This is a genomic window from Flavobacterium sp. GQ95 (genome assembly GCF_059758655.1).
This window is the reverse complement of the sequence record NZ_JCAXEB010000004.1, coordinates 343,852-363,855: the sequence shown is the minus strand read 5'-3', so window position 1 is coordinate 363,855 and position 20,004 is coordinate 343,852. Positions and strand designations below refer to the sequence as shown.

23 protein-coding genes are annotated in these 20,004 nt (G+C 33.4%); 11 read left to right on the top strand and 12 right to left on the bottom strand.

What is annotated here, in order from left to right; translation table 11 throughout:
* Positions 1 to 52 precede the first annotated feature (52 nt).
* From AC6CH4_RS11055 to AC6CH4_RS11035, 5 genes are all read right to left on the bottom strand, one after another.
* Complete coding sequence (locus AC6CH4_RS11055; RefSeq protein ID WP_498102901.1) at positions 53 to 511, bottom strand: sensor of ECF-type sigma factor; 459 nt, start codon at positions 509 to 511, stop codon at positions 53 to 55.
* 17 nt (positions 512 to 528) lie between these two features.
* Positions 529 to 942, bottom strand: a complete 414-nt coding sequence (locus AC6CH4_RS11050) for a hypothetical protein (RefSeq protein WP_498102899.1) — start codon at positions 940 to 942, stop codon at positions 529 to 531.
* Between the two features lie 33 nt (positions 943 to 975).
* Positions 976 to 1,518, bottom strand: a complete 543-nt coding sequence (locus AC6CH4_RS11045) for an RNA polymerase sigma factor (protein ID WP_492966356.1) — start codon at positions 1,516 to 1,518, stop codon at positions 976 to 978.
* Between the two features lie 103 nt (positions 1,519 to 1,621).
* Positions 1,622 to 2,761, bottom strand: coding sequence for an SRPBCC family protein (locus tag AC6CH4_RS11040; RefSeq protein ID WP_498102897.1), 1,140 nt, complete (start codon positions 2,759 to 2,761; stop codon positions 1,622 to 1,624).
* Positions 2,762 to 2,956: 195 nt separating this feature from the next.
* Positions 2,957 to 3,145: a hypothetical protein gene (locus AC6CH4_RS11035; protein WP_072972699.1), complete on the bottom strand. Its 189-nt coding sequence runs from the start codon at positions 3,143 to 3,145 to the stop codon at positions 2,957 to 2,959.
* Positions 3,146 to 3,237: 92 nt separating this feature from the next.
* Here AC6CH4_RS11035 and AC6CH4_RS11030 point away from each other — a divergent pair, with 92 nt between their 5' ends.
* Positions 3,238 to 3,618, top strand: a complete 381-nt coding sequence (locus AC6CH4_RS11030) for a pyrophosphohydrolase domain-containing protein (RefSeq protein WP_498102895.1) — start codon at positions 3,238 to 3,240, stop codon at positions 3,616 to 3,618.
* A 238-nt stretch (positions 3,619 to 3,856) separates the two neighbouring features.
* On the opposite strand, the gene AC6CH4_RS11025 is transcribed toward AC6CH4_RS11030, so the two are convergent.
* Positions 3,857 to 4,927: a branched-chain amino acid aminotransferase gene (locus AC6CH4_RS11025; protein ID WP_498102893.1), complete on the bottom strand. Its 1,071-nt coding sequence runs from the start codon at positions 4,925 to 4,927 to the stop codon at positions 3,857 to 3,859.
* Between the two features lie 307 nt (positions 4,928 to 5,234).
* Between AC6CH4_RS11025 and mnmC2 the strand changes: the two genes are divergently transcribed.
* Positions 5,235 to 5,900: a tRNA (5-methylaminomethyl-2-thiouridine)(34)-methyltransferase MnmC2 gene (gene mnmC2, locus AC6CH4_RS11020; protein WP_498102891.1), complete on the top strand. Its 666-nt coding sequence runs from the start codon at positions 5,235 to 5,237 to the stop codon at positions 5,898 to 5,900.
* 166 nt (positions 5,901 to 6,066) lie between these two features.
* A complete protein-coding gene (locus AC6CH4_RS11015; protein WP_017496117.1) occupies positions 6,067 to 6,264 on the top strand; it encodes a hypothetical protein in 198 nt (65 codons plus the stop codon).
* 33 nt (positions 6,265 to 6,297) lie between these two features.
* On the opposite strand, the gene AC6CH4_RS11010 is transcribed toward AC6CH4_RS11015, so the two are convergent.
* Positions 6,298 to 7,239: a LysR substrate-binding domain-containing protein gene (locus tag AC6CH4_RS11010; RefSeq protein WP_498102889.1), complete on the bottom strand. Its 942-nt coding sequence runs from the start codon at positions 7,237 to 7,239 to the stop codon at positions 6,298 to 6,300.
* 108 nt (positions 7,240 to 7,347) lie between these two features.
* Here AC6CH4_RS11010 and AC6CH4_RS11005 point away from each other — a divergent pair, with 108 nt between their 5' ends.
* The 4 genes from AC6CH4_RS11005 to can all read left to right on the top strand — a co-directional run bounded on the left by AC6CH4_RS11005 (position 7,348) and on the right by can (position 10,736).
* Entirely contained in the window at positions 7,348 to 7,827 is a 480-nt protein-coding gene (locus tag AC6CH4_RS11005; RefSeq protein ID WP_056193707.1) for a Dps family protein, read from the top strand.
* Between the two features lie 134 nt (positions 7,828 to 7,961).
* On the top strand, positions 7,962 to 8,246 hold the full coding sequence (locus AC6CH4_RS11000) for a hypothetical protein (RefSeq protein WP_498102887.1): 285 nt from the start codon (positions 7,962 to 7,964) through the stop codon (positions 8,244 to 8,246).
* Between the two features lie 79 nt (positions 8,247 to 8,325).
* The gene (locus AC6CH4_RS10995) at positions 8,326 to 9,969 is read left to right on the top strand and encodes a SulP family inorganic anion transporter (RefSeq protein WP_498102885.1); all 1,644 of its coding nucleotides are present in this window, start codon (positions 8,326 to 8,328) and stop codon (positions 9,967 to 9,969) included.
* A gap of 128 nt (positions 9,970 to 10,097) precedes the next feature.
* On the top strand, positions 10,098 to 10,736 hold the full coding sequence (gene can / locus AC6CH4_RS10990; protein ID WP_498102883.1) for a carbonate dehydratase: 639 nt from the start codon (positions 10,098 to 10,100) through the stop codon (positions 10,734 to 10,736).
* Positions 10,737 to 10,770: 34 nt separating this feature from the next.
* Here the strand turns inward: can and AC6CH4_RS10985 are convergent, their stop codons facing one another.
* Together AC6CH4_RS10985 and AC6CH4_RS10980 are read right to left on the bottom strand one after the other, a co-directional pair.
* Positions 10,771 to 11,973 carry an LETM1-related biofilm-associated protein gene (locus AC6CH4_RS10985; protein ID WP_498102881.1) on the bottom strand — a complete coding sequence of 401 codons (1,203 nt, stop codon included), beginning with the start codon at positions 11,971 to 11,973 and terminating at the stop codon, positions 10,771 to 10,773.
* 104 nt (positions 11,974 to 12,077) lie between these two features.
* Positions 12,078 to 12,605, bottom strand: a complete 528-nt coding sequence (locus AC6CH4_RS10980) for a superoxide dismutase family protein (RefSeq protein ID WP_056193722.1) — start codon at positions 12,603 to 12,605, stop codon at positions 12,078 to 12,080.
* Positions 12,606 to 12,818: 213 nt separating this feature from the next.
* Between AC6CH4_RS10980 and AC6CH4_RS10975 the strand changes: the two genes are divergently transcribed.
* The 4 genes from AC6CH4_RS10975 to AC6CH4_RS10960 all read left to right on the top strand — a co-directional run bounded on the left by AC6CH4_RS10975 (position 12,819) and on the right by AC6CH4_RS10960 (position 15,333).
* On the top strand, positions 12,819 to 13,244 hold the full coding sequence (locus AC6CH4_RS10975; RefSeq protein ID WP_498102879.1) for an META domain-containing protein: 426 nt from the start codon (positions 12,819 to 12,821) through the stop codon (positions 13,242 to 13,244).
* A gap of 35 nt (positions 13,245 to 13,279) precedes the next feature.
* Positions 13,280 to 13,801: a DUF4251 domain-containing protein gene (locus tag AC6CH4_RS10970; RefSeq protein ID WP_498102877.1), complete on the top strand. Its 522-nt coding sequence runs from the start codon at positions 13,280 to 13,282 to the stop codon at positions 13,799 to 13,801.
* Between the two features lie 103 nt (positions 13,802 to 13,904).
* Entirely contained in the window at positions 13,905 to 14,762 is an 858-nt protein-coding gene (locus AC6CH4_RS10965) for a transporter (RefSeq protein ID WP_498102875.1), read from the top strand.
* A gap of 82 nt (positions 14,763 to 14,844) precedes the next feature.
* A complete protein-coding gene (locus AC6CH4_RS10960) occupies positions 14,845 to 15,333 on the top strand; it encodes a hypothetical protein (RefSeq protein ID WP_498102873.1) in 489 nt (162 codons plus the stop codon).
* Positions 15,334 to 15,406: 73 nt separating this feature from the next.
* On the opposite strand, the gene AC6CH4_RS10955 is transcribed toward AC6CH4_RS10960, so the two are convergent.
* From AC6CH4_RS10955 to AC6CH4_RS10945, 3 genes are all read right to left on the bottom strand, one after another.
* On the bottom strand, positions 15,407 to 16,501 hold the full coding sequence (locus AC6CH4_RS10955) for a glycoside hydrolase family 18 protein (protein WP_498102871.1): 1,095 nt from the start codon (positions 16,499 to 16,501) through the stop codon (positions 15,407 to 15,409).
* Between the two features lie 328 nt (positions 16,502 to 16,829).
* A complete protein-coding gene (locus AC6CH4_RS10950) occupies positions 16,830 to 18,635 on the bottom strand; it encodes an acyl-CoA dehydrogenase FadE (RefSeq protein ID WP_498102869.1) in 1,806 nt (601 codons plus the stop codon).
* A 157-nt stretch (positions 18,636 to 18,792) separates the two neighbouring features.
* Positions 18,793 to 19,974, bottom strand: coding sequence for a thiolase family protein (locus tag AC6CH4_RS10945; RefSeq protein ID WP_209564528.1), 1,182 nt, complete (start codon positions 19,972 to 19,974; stop codon positions 18,793 to 18,795).
* Positions 19,975 to 20,004 lie beyond the last annotated feature (30 nt).

Here is a 20,004-nt window from a genome sequence, read left to right as displayed (position 1 = left end):
TAAATAATAAAGTAAGCATTTATTATATAGGGGGCTTATCGCTGTTGTTTCTTTATTTGCCGGTTTTTTCTTTATATTGTTTTAGCAATTTTCGGTTAAAATCGTCTTCAGATTTTTTAAGCTTTAATATCTTTTTATGCGAAAGTATCTTCTTAAGATTTGACATGTATTTTTCTCGTAAAAGATAAAGTTCCTTATCTGTACTTTCTATTTGACATAAAAGGGTAGCTGCTTCTTTTTCTGAAATTGAATTGATCTTGTCATCATCCAGCTTATTCATATAAGTCTTCATTTTATCATGACGCAACTCATATTGTTTGTCATCAAAAGCGTTATAAATAGGCCAGAATTTCTCTGCTTCGGTAGAAGTAAGCTCAAGTTCTGTAGTTAAAAAGGATACTTTGTAGGCCTTGATTTTTTCACGTTTTTCATCTACTTTTTTATCATTTTGGGCATAAAATGAAAAAGTGACTAAGAACATAAATAACGGTAGTATATTTTTGAATTTCATCTTTTTAAATTTTTATTTTATTCTGAAATTAAATTTTCAATATTAGGGTTCGAAGACAAAATATCTTCTAGTGTTTCCTGTTCAAGAACTACGCTTTTTCCAAGTTTGTCAATATCTTTTGTATCAAGCTCCTTTATTAAATCATATTGATTTAAATTGGATTGATAGGACAAATAATTTTCTAAAGTAGCTTCATCAAGATTTTTTGATGTTGCATTGTAATTGTTTACTACAGGGATCATAAGAGCTATTACAATTGCAGCAGCAGCCACCAGTGAAAGTACTTTTTTACGCTTATAAAGCGGAATTACTTTTACTTCTTTTTCGTTTATTTGGTGTAAAACTTTTGCCGATAAATCATCAAAATAATGATCCGGAGCTTTAAACCCGGTTTTTATTTTCGGTTCGTTTTCTAATTTAAATGCTTTCATAATGTCTATAAGATAGGTTTAGTTACAAAAGGTTTAATTTGACGTAACATATAATTCAATTTTTTTAACTGCATGATGATAAGAAGCTTTCAATGCACCGACTGAGGTTCCTAAAATTTCTGCAATTTCTTCGTACTTTAATTCTTCAAAATATTTCATTTTAAAGACTAATTGTTGTTTTTCCGGCAATGTGACAATCGCTTTCTGGAGTTTAATCTGAATTTCGTCTCCATCAAAATAAACATCAGCTTTTAAATTGTCTATGGTTTTGTTTTGCAATGCTTCAGATGTTATTCCGTTTAGCTTTGCTTTTTGGTTCAGGAATGTTAATGCTTCATTGGTAGCAATGCGGTACATCCAGGAAAAGAGTTTACTTTCTCCTTTAAAGCTTTTTAAATACTGAAAAACTTTCACAAAAGTATTCTGCAAAACATCGTCTGTATCATCATGATTCAAAACAATGTTTCGAATATGATTATACAACGGTTTTTGATAATCAGACAAGAGTTTTTGAAACGCAATATTTTGCGTTTTAGGATCTAATAATTGTGCTATAAATTCCTTCTCGTTTGTCAAGCTTTAAACTTTATCTTGTTACCACATATAAAGTTAGGAATTTTAACCTTATATCAGTTAGAATGAATTTTAAACAAAAGGTTTAATCGTCTTTTAGTTTTTTTTAGAATTCCGAATCTTCTTCTTCAGCTGTTTTTGGTGTAGCTGGAGCAGGAGTTGCAGGTTTTGCAGTTTGTGTTTCTGTCTGAGGCTGATAAACAGGAACTTTTAGAACCGGAATTACTTTAGGTTTCGTTGGAAAATAAATTTCCGTCATTAGTTTTGACGGACTTTTTACGTCCAATTTGCTAATGGTCCATATTTCAAGATGCGACCAGCTTAAATCCGGTGTAATTTTTTCATTGTTAATAAAAGCTGTTGTTTTAGCAATTGCTTCGTTTGTATGCGTGTAATCTCCTTTTAACGTTGTTTTTACAGCTTCAAACCCATTTAGTTTTCCTGCTGTAATATCGCTTCCTGCGCTTGTTGAGATTTCTTTATTGATTGGTAAACAGATAGAGATTTTAGCCAATCCACTAACAGTATCATAAGTATGGTAAATAATAAACGGTTTTCCATTGGTAGATAAACCATTTGTCTCGCTGAATTCTATTAGTTTTGGAATTACAATTCGGGCATTTTTATTTACTTTCTGAATTTCGCTTGTAAAAGTTTGTTTAATGTAAGGAGTCTCGATTTTCTTAACAACACCATTTACTTTTATCGCATAAGTTTTGGTTTCGTAATCCAGATTTTTATCAATGTTAGCGAGACTTTTTTCAGAAATGGTTCCAATGATATTATCTGAACCTCCATTTAAAGCGGTATAAATTTTAAACAAAAAACTCATTGTTCCTTTAGCTTTCCATGTTACTTTGGTTTTACCTGCCAAAGTATCTTTAAATGTCCAGTTGACATCAGCCTGAGTACCATCAAAATTGATTTTTTGCTGAATGCTTTCTCCTTCTTTTGTTTTAAGAGTTATGGCATTTCCTTTTCCATCGCTACCTTCCCAATAAAATGAAGCGCCATTTCCTACTGTTTTGTTCGGAAAAGTCATTCTCATAGTAGGATCTTCTACCGACCAGGATTCAAAATCTTCATAATTTCTAAAATCGTTTACGTAGTTATAAACAGTAATTCGCGGTGAGTTTATGACTTTGCTTCTTTCTACAGAAAAAATCCCTTTTTGTGTGGCAACAAAAACGGTTAGCGCAACTAAGCTTAATAACGATAAAAGAAATAAATATTTTAAAATCTTCATTGGTGTAGGTTGTTTGGTGTCGTAAAGTTATAAATTTTATTACTAGTCGCACTATAGCAGAAAAAAAATAAAAGTATACTTTTTAAATTATTCTTCAGGTTAAAATCAACTTCAGGCAAAACGATTCTGATGAAGTTTAATTGTAAAACTTCGGCATTTATTTTATATTTTTAAATATAGAAATAAATTACGGAATTACCTTTTAAAAAAGAATTTGATGACAAATAAGATGGCAATAAAAAGCAGAAAAACGATTAAGACTTTGTAATTTCCCTTATAAAAAATTTTGTGCAGTGCCAGATCTTTTCGATAAGCAAATATCATTACGATTACAAAGGCGATGAAAAAACAAACTGCGAATATTAATTGTCCCTGACTAAACATAGTTGAAATTATTTTTGACAAATTTAGAGAATTGTATATGAATAGTTGCTAATTTGGCTTTTCATTTCATTAAAAAACAAATTTATCTACATATGAAAAAACAAATAGATGCAGTTAAGGAATTTCATACTGCTTTTAAAATAGGACATAGCGAAACACCAATTGCCGATGTGGGCGAAACCAAAAAATTTCTTCGTTATAATTTAATGAAAGAAGAAAACGAAGAATATCTTGATGCAGTTCAGAATAATGATTTGGTCGAAATTGCTGATGCTCTTGGAGATATGATGTATATTTTATGCGGAACCATTATCGAACATGGTTTGCAGGACAAAATTGAAGCCGTTTTTGATGAAATTCAGCGTAGCAATATGAGCAAATTAGGTCAAGACGGGCAACCTATTTATCGTGAAGACGGAAAGGTTATGAAAGGCCCAAATTATTTTAAACCGGATTTTTCTAAACTTTTATAAAAATTAAATTCTTTGTAAATATTTAAACACATAGAAACATAGTTTTAAATACGGTAAAAAGACGTTTCACTTTTATCAAAACACATAGCTATGTGTGAGAAACATGTTTCTTTTTACATCCTAAATTAGCACACTGAATCTATGTTTCTATGTGTTAAATTTTATATGTAGTATATAAAAAACGCAAAACCCGATAAACTTAAAATTTATCGGGTTTATTTTTATAAATGTCTTTTGATTATTGAACTTTAACTGTCCATCCAAAAGTATCTTCAGAAAGTTTGTTTTGAAGACTTGTTAGTTTTTCTTTTAAAAGAGAAGCATAAGAGTTTTCAATAGGAGCCATTTCATAATAAATATCCTGATAAGAGAATCCTTTAATTACACTTACAACAGCTGCAGTTCCGGCTCCGAAAATTTCTTTTAATGATCCGTTTTTAGCTGCTTCAACTAATTCTGAAACAATAACAGGACGAACGTCTACATTAAGTCCTTCTTTTTCTGCCATTGCAATCAAACTTTTTCTGGTAATACCATCTAAAATTCTTTCACTTGTTGGGGCAGTCAATAACGTATCGTTAATTCTAAAGAATACGTTCATTGTTCCGGCTTCTTCCAGTTTAGTATGCGTTGCATCATCTGTCCAGATTACTTGTTGAAAGCCATCTTTGTTTGCCAGGTTTGTTGGGTAAAACTGTGCAGCGTAATTTCCTGCCGCTTTTGCAGCACCGATTCCACCATTTGCCGCCCTACTGTAATGTTCAGCAATGATTACTTTTACTTCACCAGCATAATATGATTTTGCAGGAGAAAGTAAAATCATGAATTTATATTCGTCAGAAGGATTTGCAACAACTCCGGCACCAGTTGCAATCATAAACGGACGGATATACATACTGCTTCCGTTTCCTCTTTGAATCCATTCCTGGTCTATTTTTAATAATCCATTCAAACCATCCATAAAAATAGATTCCGGAACTTCCGGCATTGCCATACGAATTGCAGAATTATTGAAACGCTTGTGATTTTCATCAGGTCTAAACAACCAAACATCATTATTGACATCTTTATAAGCTTTCATTCCTTCAAAAATAGCTTGCCCATAATGAAAGACTTTTGAAGAAGGGTCCATCAAAATAGGAGCATAAGGCTTAATGACAGGAGTTTGCCATTCCCCATTTTTAAAATCACATTCGAATAAATGGTCTGTGAAAACAGCACCAAAGCTTAAGTTTTCAAAGTCTACCGCGCTTATTTTTGACGAAGTAGCTTTTCTGATTTCAATTTTGTTTGTTTGAGTTGTACTCATAATAATATATGTTTTATCTAATTTTCATTGCAACAGAAAGAATTCTAAAGTAATGATTTGGTGTAAAATAGGTTTTATTGAATGCAAAATTAAGTAAAAATATATAAATTACTTACTAAAACCGCATTAATTACGGCGTTTAACTGAGATTTATTTATCTTATAATAAACCTAAAAAAATCACTGACTTTTATAAAGAATTTATGAAAAAAGTATCGATTTTTAAGGCTTTACGCATTTGTTTTGACTAAATTTGACTAACAAAATGCACTGAAAAACAATATAATTGCATTGATAATATCGAAAAAGTGGAAAGAGAAATAATTAAAACGCTAGATGGTTCAACAACAATTCATTTGAAAGAGTGGGATGAATGTTATCATTCTAAACATGGTGCTATTCAGGAAGCAAAACACGTATTTATAAAAAACGGACTTTCCTTATTTGAAAATAATCCGGTTAGTATTCTTGAAATTGGTTTTGGAACCGGTTTAAATGCTTTTATCACTTTTTTAGAATCAATAGAAAAAAAGCAGCAGATTGATTATGTTGGAGTAGAAGCATATCCTGTAAATGCTGAAGAAGTTTTAGCTATGAATTATGTTGAAGAACTAGGAGCATTGAAATTTCATAACATTTTTGAAAAAATGCATAAATGTGAATGGGATAATAAAGTAGAAATTTGCGATCAGTTCTCGTTAACCAAAAGGAAACAATTTTTTGATGAAATAAACGATCTTGAAACTTTTGATTTGATTTACTTTGATGCCTTCGGATATCGGGTGCAACCTGAGTTGTGGAGCACCGAGATTTTTCAGAAAATGTACAATAGTTTAAAACCAAACGGCGTTTTAGTAACTTATGCCGCCCGAGGAGTTGTTAAAAGAAGCATGATTGAAGTAGGGTTTACGGTCGAAAAATTGGCTGGTCCTCCGGGAAAACGTGAGATGTTTAGAGCCTTTAAAAAGGTTTAAATTAGTTATTTATAATAGTTCTATATTGGGTTATATGTATTAAGAAAACGGTTTCGTTGCTAAAGTTTTTAAAAAAAATAGTTAAAATGAGTGTGTATGAATGATATTTGTTTACATTTGTTGCGAGTTTAAAAATATAGATAACCCCCCAAAATCTTATTTTATTATGTCAAAAATGATGTTTGATTACACGAAATCAATACTTGAGAGAGTTAGTTTCGATCCGATACTTTTCTGCAAAGAGCTGGAAAAAGCTATCAAAACACTGTTACCGTATGAGATGGAACAATTGCAAGAATGGTTGTTGAATTTTATTATTGAAAAACCAGAATTAAAACAAAGTCTACTACTGATTAAAGTATAAAAAAAAGGAGCCAATTTGGCTCCTTTTTTATTTTTATTTCTTTTGTAGCGGACTGATGATTTGAACATTCTGAAAAACGATTGCTCCTTTTACAACTCCGGCAATTGTTGATCGAAGTGCGTCAATGATTTGCATTTTTAATTCGCTCTTCGGGTAAATTAAACTTACCTCACGAGCAGGTTTTGGTTCCTTAAAATTACGAAGTTTCAGCTTATCGGAATCTTTTAAATCCATGGTGTGCAAGTACGGTAGTAACGTTGTACCCAAGCCTTCGTCGGCCAATTTTATCAGCGTTTCAAAGCTTCCACTTTGAATCTGAAAATTGTTTTGTTCGATATCAGTTCCGTTTTTGCATAAATTCAGAATACCATCTCTAAAACAATGGCCGTCCTGCAACAACAAAATTTCATTAATGTTTAAATCAGAAACCTCAATTTCTTCTTTCTGAAAATTGGCATGATGTTCTGGTATATAAGCCACAAAAGGCTCAAAATACAAAACGATCTCTTTTATTTTTTCATCTTCAAGTGGAGTAGCAGCAATTGCAGCATCCAAATGACCATTTTTAAGTTTTACGATAATTTCATCTGTATTCAGCTCTTCGATTAAGAGTTTTACTTTCGGATATTTTTTAATAAAATTATTGAGGAACATAGGTAAAAGCGTAGGCATAATCGTCGGGATAATTCCCAAACGAAATTCTCCGCCAATAAAACCCTTTTGTTGCTCTACGATGTCTTTGATTCGATCTGCTTCGTTTACAATGTTTTTAGCCTGATTTACAATTTTCTGGCCAATATCTGTAAGTTGAATGGGCTTTTTGCTCCTGTCGAAAATTAAGATATTAAGTTCCTCTTCAATTTTCTGAATCTGCATGCTTAAAGTGGGTTGCGTCACAAAGCATTTTTCAGCGGCAAGAGTAAAGTTTTTGTGTTCGGCAACAGCTAACACATATTGTAATTGAGTAATAGTCATTTTGATAGTATTTTGTGATGCAAAAATAAGAAAATATAATTTTTTTTTATAACATTTTTTAAGAAGTTCCTTTAAATTTGTAGTAACTTACTGTAAAATAATAAAAACATGAAAACGAATATTTTAGGATTACCTGTAAAAGAGTCAGAATTATTAGTAAAAGAATTGAATGTCTTATTATCCAATTTTCAGGTTTACTACCAAAATTTAAGAGGAATACATTGGAATATTAGAGGGAAACGTTTCTTTGATTTACATGTAAAATTTGAAGAATTATACACTGATTCTCAGTTAAAAATTGATATGATAGCTGAAAGAGTTTTAACAATTGGAGGAACTCCTTTACATACTTTCGAAGATTACATTAAAAACAACAAATTAACAGTTGGAAAAAATATCTCAAACGATGAAAAAGCAGTTCACCTGATAGTTACTTCTTTGTCTGATTTGCTTAAAATTGAAAGAGAAATCTTAAAACAATCAGCTGAAATCAATGATGAAGGTACAAATTCGATGATGAGTGACTTCATTGCAGAACAGGAAAAAACGATCTGGATGATGAATGCATGGCTTGAAGAAGAGCTGTAATTCATTGTTTGTAAATAGATTAAAAAGCAGCATTGTCTCTATGGACGGTGCTGCTTTTTTCATGAATGTTAAATTTCTATAAAATTTTTTGCTTCAGGCTTTGATTTTATTTCTTTAACACTATTTTTGCGACAATGAAATTAGTCGCTCGCATATTATTATTCATATTTATTGCCTTCTTAGCAACTCCAACTATTGTGACGTTGATGAAGAAAAGTAATGATACGTCTATGTTCTTCAGTTTCTCTGAAGAGGAGCACTCACACAAAGAACTTAAGGCTGCTGTTTATCCGGCAATACTTCAACATGAAGTTATTATGCCTGTGTATATTGAAAAAAAGACCATCGTGTCTGAAAATATTGTAAAACTAGACAATATTTCGCCGAGCATATTTGCCCCACCCCCCAACTTGGTATAATACTTCCGATTATTTTAAACTACCTGTATTTATAGTAAATGCAGTAGATCTTTAATGTATCAATTTTTAGTATTGTATTATGTCAAAAAAAATTAATCTTTTTGCCAACCTTAAATCTGATTTTGCTTCAGGTTTAGTGGTTTTTTTGGTGGCTCTTCCGTTGTGTTTAGGTATTGCAATGGCTTCTGGAGCGCCTTTATTTTCTGGAATTATCGCAGGTGTTATTGGTGGTATTGTGGTGGGTTGTTTGAGCCAGTCGCATATTAGTGTATCTGGTCCGGCAGCTGGTTTAACAGCTATTGTGTTAACCGCTATCACTGATTTTGGTGCCTTCGATGTGTTTTTAATGTCTGTTTTTATTGCTGGATTAATTCAATTAGGATTAGGATTTTTAAAAGCCGGAAGTATTTCAAATTATTTTCCAACCAATGTAATTGAAGGAATGTTAGCGGGTATCGGAATTATTATCATTCTGAAACAATTGCCACACGCTTTTGGTTATGATGCTGATTTTGAAGGTGATCAGGCTTTTATTCAGAATGATGGAAGCAATTCGTTCTCTTTTTTATTCGATGTAATTAATCATATCCATTTAGGAGCTGTCGTTATTTCGTTAGTTTCATTAGTAATTCTAATCGCCTGGGACAAGGTTTCTTTTTTAAAGAAATTAAAATTAGTTCCTGGAGCGCTTATAGCCGTTATTGCAGGTATCGCCTTAAATGAAATCTTTATTTCAAGTGGAAGCTCATTGGCAATTGCAAAAGAGCACTTGGTTTCTTTGCCAGTTCCAAAATCTTTTGACGAATTTAAATCAATTCTTATTTTGCCAAATTTTACTGCTGTAACAAATCCGCAGGTTTGGGTAGTTGGAGTTACCATTGCGATTGTAGCATCTATTGAAACTTTATTGTGTATTGAAGCTGCGGACAGAATGGATGTTCAAAAACGTTATACCAATACAAATGTGGAGCTAAGAGCTCAGGGAATTGGTAACATTGTAAGTTCACTTTTAGGTGGATTACCAATGACATCTGTTGTGGTTAGATCATCTGCGAATAATAATGCAGGAGCGAAATCTAAAATGTCTGCTATTATTCACGGTGTACTTTTATTGGTAAGTGTTTTGAGTATCCCGGCGTTATTAAATAAAATTCCGTTGGCTACTTTAGCTACTGTTTTGATATTAGTTGGATATAAATTAGCAAAACCGGCAACTTTCTTCCATTTCTGGGAAAAAGGAAAATATCAGTTCGTACCTTTTATTGCCACTTTAGTATTTGTTGTAGCAACAGATTTATTGAAAGGTGTAGCATTAGGAATTATTATCAGTATTATTTTTGTATTGAGAGGAAACCTGAAAAGAGCTTACAGCTTTAAAAAAGAAGAATACGAAGATGGAGATGTTATTCATATCGATTTAGCGCAGGAAGTTTCATTCTTAAACAAAGCAGCTATCAAATTGACTTTGAATGAAATCCCTGAAAACTCAAAAGTGATTATCAACGCACACGATACGGAATATATAGCGCACGATGTTTTGGATTTAATTCGTGAGTTTAAAGAAACGCGTGCCATTGATGAAAATATCAAAGTAAAACTAAAAGGCTTTAAAAAAGCTTACCAGTTAGAAAATACTCCTGATAAAGACAATCACGTTTCGATCGAACATTATTATGATGTTGCAAAGAGAGCATTGGTTAAAAAAGAAACAGTAAAAAAATAAATTTAAAACAAATTAAATAAATTAAGGTATTTCTAAATTGTTTGAAGTATCAAAATTTAGGTAACTTTACATAAGTTCTTTTGATACGTTTAATCGCATAGAAATGCCATTCAAAAATTAAAAAAATAATGAAAGAGTTTTATAAGCAATTAATAGAAAACAACAAACAGTGGGTTGAAAAATCATTAGCATTAGACCCGAATTATTTCGCAGATTTAGCAAAAGGACAAACACCGCCATTATTATGGATTGGATGTTCTGACAGCCGTGTTCCTGCAAATGAAATTATTGGTGCTAAGCCGGGTGAAGTTTTTGTACACCGTAATATTGCCAATATGGTCGTTCACTCAGACATGAATATGTTAAGTGTACTGGATTATGCAGTAAATGTTTTAAAAGTGAAACACGTTATTGTTTGCGGACATTATGGTTGTGGTGGTGTAAAAGCTGCAATGGGAAATATGTCTGTTGGAATTATCGACAACTGGATTCGTCATATCAAAGATGAATACCGTTTACATGACAAATATTTAAATTCAATTGAAGATGAAACAGAACGTTTTAATGCTTTTGTTGAAATCAATGCTAAAGAGCAAGTTTACAACTTAGCAAAAACATCTATCGTGCAGGGAGCCTGGAAAAATGGTCAGGACTTAATGCTTCACGGATGGGTTTACGGTTTAAATTCTGGTTTTATAACCGATTTGAATGTAAATATCAGTTCAAATGAAGAATTGGATGACGTTTACCAGCTAAGCAATCTATAAAAACAAAAATCGCCTCTTTTAGAGGCGATTTTTTTTATTCGTTTTCATCTAGATTTTCGTTAAAAGCAGAGGGTAACATTGTTGGAATAAACTTTATTAAAATCGGCAACAATAAACTTCCGCCGGGAAGTAAAAAGATAGTAAGCGACGGAATCGTTTTACAGATGTCCAAAAGCTGTTTTTTTACTTTTTTCTTTTCCTTGGCATCCAGATCTCTGGTAGTAGAATAAGCCAAAAGAACCATTAATTCCTTACTCTGAACTATTTCCTTAACCAGTCTGTTTTTGTTTCTAATAATCAATTTTACGACGGTGTGTGTCATTTGGTCGTAAAAGTGTTTTACCGGATTTGAATAATTGAAATACGGGATTTTCTTTTTATGTGTCGTTATAAACAAATTGGTAGTGTCGATACTATGCGTCACAAAATCATCCGAAACCCTCATCATTGATCCTAACGAATATAAAAAGTAAGCTTCTTCATTTTCTACAACACCATCACTCCATAAAGCCATTCCGGCCATATCGATGAGGTAATAATGCTCCAGTTTATTGGTGAAATATTCAAGTTGTAAAGTTTCCAAAGTATCAACCGTAACTTTTGAAAATTTTGAATATCGAATTGAAGCTTCAAAAAGCTTAATCAATAAATCATCATGCTGTGATTTTACCGTTTTGGTTTTTAAGGCCAAACCAACAATACCAAGAACCGTTTCTTCAATTCGCTTTAAATATTTCTCCGGAATTGCACCGTGTTCTAAATATTGTCTAAAAGCTAGTACATCAATAAACAACAAAGCGTTGGTCACAAGATGCGAAAAGTTTTTACTGATAATACTGTCGTTAGTTTGTACTCTCTGATCGATTATACTTTCTAACGAAAGGGAAGGTGTATCTTTTGGAAGTAAAATTTTAAACAAACTAAATCCTTCCGGATTCATTTCTTTATAAAATTTTAAAACTTCGGTAGTAAAATTATTAGGTTCAGAATTTCTTTTCTCTAAACAAAAGACACCATATAAAGTGTTTAATAAAGCAATTTTTGAAATTTCGGTTTTAAACCAGCCTTTTATCGGAATTGGAATTCGAGAATCAATAGAAATGATATGCCCATAAATGAATCCGGTTTCTCTGACTTTATCGTAAAACGATTCATTAGTTTCAAAAGGAATAGCTTCTGAAAACTTTTGTTCGCTAAAAAACTTATCTATCCAACCTGGTGCTGATGGGTTAATCATTAACTTTTGTTTGAGGCTACAAAGCTATATCTTTTTCTTGTTTTAGAATTACTTTTAAAATGAAATAACCACTAGATTTTGTGAAAAATAGTGGTTATTGTATTTTATTTGATGATTCCTGCACAGGCAACCCTGCCACCGGCATTTCCGGTTGGTTGTGTCGTAAAATCATCTGTTCCCTGATGTACGATTAAACCTTTTCCTAAAACATCTTTGGTTTCATCACCACAACCTACACACCATTCGTCTGTCGTTAATGTAATGGTTCCGTTACCTTTTGCATCAGCAGTAAAGTTACCAATATCACCTTTGTGGTATTCCCCAACCCCCCATTTTCCGTGTTTTTTAAAGGTAGGATTCCAGTGCCCGCCAGCTGAGCTTCCGTCGGCAGCAGTACAATCTGATTTTTCATGAATGTGAATCGCGTGCACTCCTGGTTGTAATCCGGCCACTTTTGCAACAAAAGTTACTTTTCCATTTTTCTCAGTAAAAGTAGCTGTTCCGCTTACGGTACTATTGCTTTTAGGTTCTAAATTTACAGTTAAAGTTTTGGCATCATTCGATTTTGTATTTGTCTTACAACCAATTATTAAGGCAGTAATTATAGCGAAAGAAACAATTATTTTTTTCATATGTGAGGCTTTTAAATTAAAGATTAAGTAAATTTAACATAAAAAATACGATATAACTTAACGTCTTAAGTTAAAAAAATCTAAAACTATTCGTCGTATTTTAATAGCAGTTTGTGGTTGAAGCCAAAAATATTGCTTAAATTCGTAAAGGTTTTTAACCAAAAAATTCCCAAATCTTATTTTCTAATTCATTAATATTTAATACTTAACATTATGATGAAGAATATTTTTATCCTTGTTTTTTTAAGCACTATCTTAATTTCGTGTAAATGCAAAAAAACAGATTCAGTTTCTAAACTAGAAGGAAATTGGGAATTAAATTATATTTCGGGACCAAGAATAGCTTTTGATGGTTTGTATCCGAATAAAAAACCAACTATAAATTTTGACCTGAAAGAAAATCATATTTCAGGGAACAGTAGCTGTAATTCTTTTAACGGAAAATTGGTTCTCGACGGTAATAAAATTGATTTTACCCAACCTATGGCGATGACCAAAATGATGTGTCAGGACGGACAGGGAGAGCAGGTATTTATGAGCACTTTACAAAAAGTGACATCCTATGATGTAACTGATGATGGCAAAACCCTGAATCTTATTTCTGGTGACATTGCTATGATGCGATTTACAAAAAAGTAAATTCTACTTTATTAACTCTATTAAATATTTATTTTATGAAACGTAAACTATTGTTTTTACTAGTGTTATTGTGCTTTTTAAGTTTTCCGGTTTTAGCTCAGGAAAAAACGAAGAAAGAATTAAAAGCAGACAGAGAATTACAAAAACAAAAAGAAATTGAAGCCTTAATTGATTCTAAAAATTTTGTTTTTGAAGCACAGAAAGCTAGTCCACAAGGCGGCCGAATGTTGAATTTAGATTACAATACTTATTTTTTAAAATTTAATGCAGAGAAGACAACTTGCGATTTGCCTTTTTTTGGCCGCGCTTTTAATGTGGCCTACGGAGGAGATGGCGGAATTAAATTTGAAGGTGTTCCTGAAAACATACAAATTGAAAAAAAGAAAAAATCGGTTAATGTCAAAACAACTGTCAAAGGTAAGGATGATGTTTATACGCTTTATTTCAATATTTTCTTTGATGGAGGAGCAACGCTTTCTGTTAATAGTAATAACAGAGCATCGATTTCATATGATGGAGAAATTGAAGCTCCAAAAGCGGATGCAGATAAAAAATAGAAGAGCGTTTTGATTTTAATAATTATATCCCGAATTCTACTTTATGCCAAAAAATACTTTTTATGTTTTGATTAATAAGCATCATTTTATAATGTTGTTTTTCATGTTAAAATTTTCAGCTTTTAGCCAGGATCTAGAACCCAGGGTTTATGCTAATGTTCCGGAAAATTTAAATGTAGCTGCTATTGGATACGCGTACATGGATGGAAATGTCCTGACAGAACCATCCTTGCCAATTTCTGATTTTACCATTCAAAGTCATAATCTGGCTGCAACTTATGTAAGAACCTTTGGCCTGGCAGATAAACTGGCGCGTGTGCAGGTCGCATTGCCATTTACTTTTATGGATGGATCGGCGAATGTAAACGGTGAAAATATTACAGGCTCGAGAACAGGTTTTGCTGACATGAAAGTCCGATTTGGCGTTAATTTATTAGGTTCTCCGGCTCTTGATAAAGCTGAGTTTAGAAAGTACGAGCAAAAGACCATTTTAGGGGTGAGTTTGGTAACATCTATTCCCACAGGAAAATATTATGAGGATAAACAAGTGAATATAGGTACAAACCGTTGGGGATTTAAACCTGAAATTGGTGTTTCACAACGATTTTCTCATTTTTATGCCGAAGTCTATGGCGGTATTTGGTTCTATACCGATAACAATGATTTTTTAGGAAAAAAATTAGAGCAAAAACCAACTTATAGTTTGCAGGCACACGCGAGTTATTATTTCAAAAATAGTATGTGGCTTGGTTTCAATACAAATTGGTTTTTTGGAGGAAAAACAATAACAGACGGAGTTTCAGATGCCAGTGGAATAGATAACTGGAGGGTAGGAGCAACATTTTCAACACCAATTGCAAAAGGACAATCGATTAGATTTCAATATCATGTTGGAGCCTATACGAATAACGGATTGAATTATTATGCAATAACAGTTGCTTATCAATACTCTTTCTTTTAGAAATGAAAATAATGTAATGTGTTTAAAATCAGTATATTTGATAGTAAATAAATGTTTGAAATTAATCTAAAACCAAAAAACTATGAAAAAATTAAGTCTTATTCTTGTTATGGCAATCGCCTCGTTTTCATCGTATGCGCAATCTTCGTATAAAGAAGATGTAGAATTAGTGCAGAGTATTTATGGAAAATCTAAAAGTGACCTTGTAAAACAGTATATGAATTTGTCTGATACGCAGAATGCTGCTTTTACAAAAGTGTATGACAATTACGAAAGCGAACGCAAAGCGCTAGGTCAAACAAAGTTGCAGCTAATTAATAATTATGCAGAGAATTATGCGACTCTTACAGAAGAAAAAGCAGACGAACTAGCCAAAGGAACTTTGAAAAATAATCAGGATTATGAGAAGTTATATTCTAAAACGTATGGTCAGGCCAAAAAGGCAATCGGAGCAATAAATGCAGCAAAATTTATTCAGTTAGAGGTTTATTTACAGACTGTTATTCGTAACGAAATTCAGGATGCAATTCCTTTTATTGGAGAATTGGATAAAACAAAAGTTCAGATGTAATTTACTTTTTAGTATAAAAAAAGCGGCAGTTGTAGAAATCTATAACTGCCGCTTTTCTTATTTTTAAGACTATTTATTTTGCCATTTTAACTTCATAAATAGCATTTACCATTCCATTTTTCGGACTATCCAGAGTAAGTTCCCAAAACATAATGCCACCTAATTTTTTAGATTTCACATATTCTGTTTTTGCTTTGACAGATCTAATATCATCAGATGTTGCAAATGTTTTTGTTCCTGCGTTGTACCAATAAGGTGCTTGAGCTTTTTCATCATAAAAATATTTCCACCCGTTTGCCTCAGTGTAAGTAGAAGCAAAATTTTTGAAATTTACACCTTCAATATGTTCACCAGCCTGATATAAACCATTGTTTACATTTTCAACATTTTTCCATGTTCTGGTATAAAAAGCACCACCAATAACTAATTTTTCAGCAGGAACTCCTTGGTTTAGTAAGTAGGTTACGGCTCTGTCTGTTGATTCTTCATTTGGTTTTGTGCCGTACAATGGGGTGTGGTGTCCAGTAACTTTAGAATATCCGTTAACCAAATCATAACTCATAATATTAATGCGATTTACAAGTGGCGCAACGGCTTTCCAATCGATAGATTCGTCCAGATATTTTTGAAAACCACCAGCAGCAAAACTCAATTCATATTTTTTTCCTAAAGTAGATCGTAAAATTTTGATTAGCTCGGTAAAATTTGGCTTATCAGCAGCCTGATACAAATGTCCCGGAAGTCCTTCAATAGCCGGATATTCCCAATCTAAATCTAAACCATCTACTTTAAAATAAGCACTTACTTCCTTTACTGATTTAGCAAAAGTTAACCTTCCTTCCGGAGTTGAGAATGCAGCAGAGCAAGGCTCACAACCACCCCAGCCACCAAGAGATAAAACAATTTTAAGTTGTGGATTCTTAGCTTTCAAAGAAACCAGGTGTTTAATTGTTATAGAATCTTTAGGAGAATCAACGCTTAATTTACCGTTTTTTAAGTGGCAAAAACTAAAAATAATTTGATCCAGTTTGTTGACTTCGTATTCGTTAATCAATTTGTCATCGCCGGTGTAGTAAGCGATGATGTCCATTTTTTTGCTTTTTTGCGCGAAGATATTTGTAGTAAATAAGCACAATAAAAAGAAGGCAATCAGGTTAATTTGTTTCATTATTATGTTTTTTGAGTTTTTTGAACGTTAAATATAAGGCAATGTATTTGATATCTAACTATTTTGTCTCAGTTACAAAGTTAATTTTAACAAAAATTTGCAAATTTCTGCAAAAATATTGCGTCTTATTAATATGGTTTTCAAAGATTTTTAATCTGTAATTGACAAAAACTATTTTTACATGCACTGTATTATATGTGCTATCGTCCGTCTCTACTTTTAAATGAACTTATATCACTTATATGGTGAAAAAAAGAAAAAAATAAACCCGCACAGTTTCGGACTTGTGCGGGTTTAAACAAATTAAAAGCTAAAAACTATTTTTGTATTAGAAGCAGTATTCGTTTTCTGCAACTAATTTAGAAGTAATCGTTTCTCTTAATGCCACAACATTTGGATTGTTTGTGTATTTTGTAAAACGTTTTAATCCCATTAACATCATACGTTGTTCGTCACCTTCAGCAAAAGAAATAATTCCTTCTTTTCCTCTTGAGTTCACGATATCAACTGCTTTATACAAGTATAATTTTGCCATAGCAATTTGCTCTTGTACTTTCGCTTCACCTTGATTTTTGGCTAATTTCTCCGTTCTTAAAATAGTACTTTCAGCCATGTAAATCTCAATTAAGATATCAGAAGCAGCCATCAATAATTGTTGGTGAGCATCTAAATCCGGTCCGTATTTTTGAACAGCGCTACCAGCAACCATTAAGAATACTTTTTTCAGGTTAGCGATGATTCCTTTTTCTTCAGCAAATAATTCAGAGAAATCTGGAGTATCAAAAGACGGAATTCCCATTAATTCTTCAGAAACTTTCATAGCAGGTCCTAATAAATCAACGTGACCTTTCATTGCTTTTTTGATCAACATACCTACAGAAAGCATTCTGTTGATTTCGTTTGTTCCTTCATATATACGAGCGATACGGGCATCTCTCCATGCACTTTCCATTGGAGTGTCTTCAGAGAATCCCATTCCACCAAAAATCTGAATTCCTTCATCAGCGCAATTCTGAACATCTTCAGAAACCGCTACTTTCAAAATAGAACATTCGATAGCATATTCTTCTACACCTTTTAATTCAGCTTCCTGGTGCGAAGTTCCTTCCGCTTCACGAGCAGCAATTCTGTCTTCGATATCTTTTGCAGCACGGTAAGAAGCACTTTCTCCAGCGTATGCATTAGTTGCCATTTCAGCCAGTTTAGAACGGATAGCTCCAAAAGATGAAATTGCAGTGTTAAACTGAATTCTTTCGTTAGCATATTTTACAGCGCCTGAAGTAACTCTACGTTGTGCATCTAAACAAGCAGCAGCCAATTTAATACGGCCAACATTCAAAGCGTTCATGGCAATTTTGAAACCGTTTCCTCTTTCAGACAACATGTTTTCAACCGGAACTTTCGTTTCGTTGAAGAAAACCTGACGAGTAGAAGAAGCACGGATTCCTAATTTATGCTCTTCTTCATTCATAGAAATTCCGTTATCAGCAGTATTTTCTACGATGAAACCTGTAATATTTTTATCGTCTCCAATACGGGCAAAAACGATGAAAACGCTGCAGAAACCTGCATTCGAAATCCACATTTTTTGTCCTGTAATTTTATAATGCGTTCCATCTTCAGATAAAACAGCTTTTGTTTTTCCTGAGTTAGCATCAGATCCTGCGCCTGGCTCCGTTAAGCAATAAGCTCCAAACCATTCTCCGGTAGCCAATTTAGGTACGTATTTTTTCTTTTGCTCTTCAGTTCCATAAAGGGTGATTGGCATAGTTCCAATTCCGGTATGCGCACCAAAAGCAGTTGAGAAAGATCCTGTAGCACCAGAAATGTAATCGCAAACCAACATTGTAGATACGAATCCCATTCCTAATCCACCATATTCCTCAGGAACCGCAACTCCAAGAAGTCCTAGTTCACCAGCTTTACGCATGCTTTCTTCCGTAAAAGCGTAATCTTTTTTCTCAAAACGATTTTTGTTAGGCCAAATTTCTTTGTCTACAAACTCTTTTACAGAGTCACGCATCATTAACTGCTCTTCTGAGAAATCTTCTGGTGTAAAGATATCTTCGCACTTTGTTTCTTTAACTAAAAACTGACCACCACGGGTTACGTTTTTTTCGATTGTATCTGCCATTGCTTTTGTTTTTTGTATGTATTTTTATTTATGATTTTATTCCTCAATCTTGTCATTGCGAGGAACGAAGCAACCACATTTGCAAAATAAAACTTTGCGTAATTGTTAGTGAGGTTGCTTCGTTCCTCGCAATGACAAACTGAACGAATAACTTTATCTATAGTACCTCGTAAATCCCCGCAGACCCCTGTCCAGTCCCCACACACATAGAAACAATTCCGTACTTACTACCTCTGCGTTTCATCTCGTCGAATAACTGAACAGAAAGCTTAGCACCAGTACATCCCAGAGGGTGACCTAAAGCGATAGCTCCACCGTTTACGTTTACGATATCAGGGTTTAAACCTAGCTCGCGAATTACAGCCAGAGACTGAGAAGCAAAAGCCTCGTTTAATTCAACCAGGTCAATATCTTTTAATTCTAAACCAGCTTGTTTTAATGCTTTCGGAATAGCTTTTACAGGACCGATACCCATAATTCTTGGCTCAACGCCAGATGAAGCAAAATTTACTAATCTGGCAATTGGCTCAAGGTTTAATTCTTTAACCATGTCCTCACTCATGATTAAAACAAAAGCAGCACCGTCACTCATTTGTGATGAGTTACCTGCTGTAACGCTTCCGTCGGCAGCAAAAACGGGTTTTAAACCTGCTAATGCTGCAACAGACGTTCCGGCTCTTGGACCTTCGTCTTGTTTTACAACGTATGATTTAGTTTCTTTTTTTCCATTTTCATTGATGAAAGTCTGTTCAACAGTAATCGGAACGATTTGTTTGTCGAATTTCCCTTCAGCTTGCGCTTTCAAAGCTTTCATATGAGAGTTGTAAGCAAACTCATCCTGGTCTTCTCTTGAGATTTTGTATTGGTTCGCAACCGCTTCAGCAGTTAAACCCATTCCCCAGTAGTAATCTTCGTGACCTGCAGCGGCAACTTTATAATCCGGAGTTGGTTTGTAACCTCCCATCGGAATAAAACTCATACTTTCAGCTCCACCAGCAATGATACAATCTGCCATTCCTGATTGGATTTTTGCAGTTGCCATTCCGATAGTTTCTAATCCGGATGCGCAATAACGGTTAACCGTCACACCAGGAACATCTTCAACTTTTAATCCCATTAAAGAGATCAAACGTCCAACGTTAAGTCCTTGTTCTGCTTCCGGCATGGCATTTCCTACCATAACGTCATCGATACGTTTTTTGTCGAAATCAGGCAGTTCATCCATCATAAACTGAATAGTTTCTGCTGCTAATTCGTCAGGTCTTTTAAATCTAAAAACCCCTTTTGGTGCTTTTCCAACTGCGGTTCTATATGCTTTAACTATATATGCTGTTTTCATTTGTTTTTGTTTTTTAAGATTTATTAGAAG